Source organism: Streptomyces adustus (assembly GCF_009377175.1).
GTDB lineage: Bacteria > Actinomycetota > Actinomycetes > Streptomycetales > Streptomycetaceae > Streptomyces > Streptomyces adustus.
This window is the reverse complement of record NZ_VJZD01000466.1, coordinates 1-3,316: the sequence shown is the minus strand read 5'-3', so window position 1 is coordinate 3,316 and position 3,316 is coordinate 1. Positions and strand designations below refer to the sequence as shown.

Genomic DNA, 3,316 nt, shown 5'->3' with positions numbered 1-3,316 from the left:
GGCCTGCGCCGGGAGCGCGGACGCGGGTATGGGGGCGGGCTCGGGAACGGAACCGGTCGCCGTCGGGGTGGCGGAAGCGTCCCCGGCGCCCGGCGCCGCGACGTTCCCCGCCTCCGGCTCGGCTCCCCGCTCCGGCGCCGACGGTTCACTCCCCTGCGCCGCCGTCGGCTCGGCTGCCTCCGTCGTCCGCGGTTCCGGATCGTGCGTCGCCGTCGGACCGGGCTCGGTGGGGGACGTGACGTCGGGGGGAGCGTCGGGCTCCGCCGACGGGCCGTCCACGGCCGAGCCGGCCGGGCCTCCCGCGCCGCCGACCGCCAGCGTCGGGGTCGGCTCCGGGAACGCGATCGGGCGCAGGGCCGATTCCACGTCCTCCAGGGACGGTCGCACCTCCGGTTCCTTCTCCAGCAGCGCGGCCAGCACGCCGCGCAACGGACCGGCCGAGGCGGGGAGTTCAGGCTCCTCGTAGAGGACGGCGTGCAGTGTCGCCAGGGTGGTGCCGCGGGAGAAGGGGGAGCGGCCGCCCAGCGCCGCGCAGAGGGTCGCGCCCAGGGACCAGACGTCGGACGGCGGGCCCTGGCGGCGGCCGGAGATCCGCTCGGGGGCCATGTAGTCGGGGGAGCCGACCAGCATGCCGACCATGGTGAGCGCCTTGGCGTCCTGGATCGCGGCGATGCCGAAGTCCGTCAGGACGACGCGTCGTCCGCCGCTCTCCACCAGGACGTTGCCGGGTTTGATGTCGCGGTGCAGGACGCCCCCGGCGTGCACCTGCCGCAGCGCCGCCACCAGGCCGAGGCCGATCCGGGCCGTCTCCCCCGGACCCAGCGGTCCGTCCTCCACGATGACCCGCTCCAGGGAACGGCCGGCCACCAGCTCCATGACGATCCACAGGCGTTCGCCCTCGTCCACCACGTCGTACACCCGCACGACATGGGGATGGTCGATCCGGGCCGTCGCCCGCGCCTCGCGCAGGGTGCGTTCGCGGCGGGTGCGGGTGTCCTCCGCGTCGAGTCCGTCTATCCGCATTTCCTTGACGGCGACCAGCCGGTCGAGAATTTCGTCGACGGCTCGCCACACCCGCCCCATTCCGCCCTGTCCGATGCTCTCGACCAGTCGATATCGTCCCGTCACCAGCAGCCCCGGAACTCCGCCGCTCCGCGGGTTTCCCGAACCCCCCTCGTCTCCCGATTCACCCGGGTTTCCCGGGTTCCCCAAGTCTCTCGATTTTCCCTGCACTTCCGCCGCACCCCCCTCTTCGGCAGTCCGCCCGGTCTCCCCTGCCACGCAATAGTCACACTTGCGGCCGTACCAGCATAGTGCGGAGAAATCTTGTGGTACCTCTTCAAGTACTGCGGATTCAGGCGCAGTCCAGGGGGACGCAAGGGGGACGAACATGAGTTCTCGTCGAATGAAGGCCATTGCGGGATCGCTGGTCACGGCATCTTTCTCGGTCGTGATGATCCTTCCGTTCACGGCCACCGCCGATGACCAGGGACCCGGTAGCAGCAAGGGGGGAAAGGCCGTTGACGAAGCACCGGCGGGCGTGAAACTGACCACGCTGCTGCCGTCGAAGATCTCGGTAGACAACGGTTCGAAGAAGACGGCGATCAAAGCCACGGTGAAAAACGAGGGAACCAAGAACAGCGGCGACATCAGGCTTTTGGTGGTCGGTTTCGACGGCCTCCACGTCACTGATGTCCAGGGCTGCTCGGCGATCGCGAAAAAGGATCTGCCGTCCGGTTCGAACAGCGGTTTCAGTTGTGCCGTCGGCGATCTCGCGGCGGGCAGGTCGAAGTCGTACGACGTCTCCGCGACGTACGACCTGAGCAAGACCGGGAAGATCTGCCTGCCGGTTCAGACCACCGACGGGAAGAAGACCTTCTGGCAGCAGGGGCCGGTCCCGTTCGGCACGTCCAACCCGTCGCCGAACGCCCCTGCCACCCCGCTGCTGCTCGGCACCGACAACCAGCCGGTGGCGCCGGGCGGTGACGAACTGCCCAAGACCGGCGTGGGACGTGACGTCCTGCCGCTGGGCGCGGCAGGCGCGGCGCTGGTCCTGGCGGGCGCGGCTGGGCTGTGGTGGTCGCAGCGGCCGCCGCGGACCCGGCCGGCCTGAGCCCGGCGGGACTTGAGCCCGGCGGGACTTGAGCGGGCCGCGAGAACGACGAAGAGGTTCGCCGGAGTGCTGTCGCAGTGCGACCCGCGACCCGGCGAACCTCTTCCGCTCCCGCTCGCGCGGGTGCCGTGACGTCAGCGCTTGGCGATCTTCCAGGCGGTGGGCAGCGCGCCCATCGCCAGGGCGGCCTTCAGCGCGTCGCCGATCAGGAAGGGGGTGAGACCGGCCGCGATCGCGGCGGCGGCGGACATGCCGGTGGCCAGGGCCAGGTAGGGCACGCCGACGGCGTAGATGATCGCCTCGCCGAGCAGCATCGTGCCCGCCGTGCGCAGCACGGAGCGGTCGGCGCCGCGGCGGGCCAGCGCGCCCACGGCGGCGGACGCGAGCAGCATGCCCAGCACGTAGCCGAAGGACGGCGCGGCGGCGCCCGAGGTGCCCTCGGCGAACCACGGCACACCGGCGACGCCCGCCACCGCGTACAGGGCGAGGGCGAGGAAGCCGCGGCCGGCGCCGAGGGAGGTGCCCACCAGCAGGGCGGCGAAGGTCTGGCCGGTCACCGGCACCGGGGAGCCCGGGACCGGGACCGAGAGCTGGGCCGCGAGGCCGGTGAGCACGGCGCCGCCGAGCACGAGGGCGATGTCCCGGACGCGGGACGCGGGGAGCAGGTCGGCGAGGACCTGTCCGGGCCGGGCGGTGGCAGTGGCGGCAGCGGTGCTCATGGGGACTCCGCGGAGGGTGGGCGGCGAGGGACACCGTGACGCTATCCCAGCGGTCGTGGAGTGATCACCGTCAGTGGTCGACAAAGGGAGGATCAAGGCCTTGGTGGGCTTCGGACAAAGGGCGTCGGCTACGCGTGCTCCGGCGTGATGCCGGTCACTGAGGTCGGGTGGCTTGCGCAACGGGAGCGGGCGCGGCGGGGTTCTGTAGGGATTCACCAATGCCGGTGGCGCGTGCCGTGGGGGCCGTCTCGCCCGTCGGTCGCCGTCTGGGCAGGGGTCCGTCGTTTTGCTAGCTTCGACCGCATGGTTGCTCAGGCCCGGTACTTCTCGTCGCGTCGCTATGTCGACCTGCGACGCCAGGGCACGGCCACCTGTCGCCGCGGCGGGTGAGGCGGACGGAGCGATCCGGTGCGCGCCTCACGTCAGCAGACGGCGCAGTGTCGGACCGGCTCCCCGAGGAGATCCCCCATGCCCACGCCCACTC

Annotated in this window: 3 protein-coding genes; 1 reads left to right on the top strand and 2 read right to left on the bottom strand. The window is 71.7% G+C overall.

Features of this window, described 5'->3' with window-relative positions; all coding sequences use genetic code 11:
* Positions 1 to 1,128 (bottom strand): serine/threonine-protein kinase (locus FNH09_RS45605; RefSeq protein WP_338017878.1); only part of this gene is annotated, 1,128 nt, incomplete at its 3' end.
* 277 nt (positions 1,129 to 1,405) lie between these two features.
* Here FNH09_RS45605 and FNH09_RS45600 point away from each other — a divergent pair.
* Positions 1,406 to 2,113, top strand: a complete 708-nt coding sequence (locus tag FNH09_RS45600) for an LPXTG cell wall anchor domain-containing protein (protein ID WP_238427486.1) — start codon at positions 1,406 to 1,408, stop codon at positions 2,111 to 2,113.
* 134 nt (positions 2,114 to 2,247) lie between these two features.
* On the opposite strand, the gene FNH09_RS45595 is transcribed toward FNH09_RS45600, so the two are convergent.
* Positions 2,248 to 2,832, bottom strand: a complete 585-nt coding sequence (locus FNH09_RS45595; RefSeq protein WP_152895750.1) for a biotin transporter BioY — start codon at positions 2,830 to 2,832, stop codon at positions 2,248 to 2,250.
* Positions 2,833 to 3,316: the final 484 nt, after the last annotated feature.